Consider the following 1006-nt stretch of genomic DNA (forward strand, 5'->3'; position numbering starts at 1 on the left):
TCGAGCCCGGAGAACAGCAGGTAACCATAGAGTCTCACCGTGATACTGTCGTTGCCGACAACCTCCCGGTAGACCACAATTGGCTGACTCATCCAGTTACCCTTCATGAGAAAGAGCTGGCCTTTAGTGTAATGATTGAAATTGATACGTTCCTGATGGGGGCCGTAGAGGGAAGAGCAATAGATGTTATCTCCATGTGCCAGGAAGATACTCCGCACCTCCGGTGCGATTGCCACCTGTATTCTCAGTAACGGTACAATATCGTTGCAGGGTTTGCCGAGACTCTGCTTTACGGAAAGGACCACGTCATGGGCGCTATCCAGTGCCTTGTCAATCTTCTGCTGAGCCAGTTGCAAGCGAGTACTGGCCTCCTGCGTTGTATTCGAGACGGTCTGCCAGAAGATGACCACCCATCCCAGCAGGATACACAGCAGACTCACAGCGATGGCGCTAAACAGCCGGGCTTTGAATTGATCCGCCTTTAAAGCATGAAACGGCATTAACGCTCCTCACAACACTCAGTGGGAATTAAAGAATAATTTCACTACCACAAAATCAGAAATTGAGTCTGGCATGCCGATAACACACATCTGATACGCGTCCAGCGCTGACCAAATAGAGAAGCCGGCTCCTTTTGGGGTTGGAAAGATGATGGTTTCAATATTTATAATAGCGAGAGCAAAGAGGTAATGTCGACGTCAAATTAATTTAAAACTACACATATACAGCATTTATCTTTTAATCCTACTCCCCCCTGGGGGCTATAATGTCACATGACAAACATTATGACGTTCCATTCAAAAAGTGCCCAGGTCATGAATGCAGCCCTATTCGACACATCCGCACTCCAGGAATATTAACCGGCAACATAAGCTGAAACAAAAATAATAAGCAGGCCAGACAGAATGTGAAAAACGGGGGGTGCCTACGGTAAATCCCCTGCGGCGCCAGGCCGCAGGGGATTTATTTATGGTGTGACGATATTGAACCAGAACTCAAACTTATC

1 protein-coding gene is annotated in these 1006 nt (G+C 47.4%); it reads right to left on the reverse strand.

Annotated elements, in window-relative coordinates:
• Positions 1–500 (reverse strand): CSS-motif domain-containing protein (locus FH968_RS23560; RefSeq protein ID WP_189389363.1); only part of this gene is annotated, 500 nt, incomplete at its 3' end.
• Between the last annotated feature and the right edge of the window lie 506 nt (positions 501–1006).

This window comes from Buttiauxella sp. B2 (genome assembly GCF_006376615.1).
In the GTDB taxonomy this organism is placed as follows: Bacteria; Pseudomonadota; Gammaproteobacteria; order Enterobacterales; family Enterobacteriaceae; genus Buttiauxella.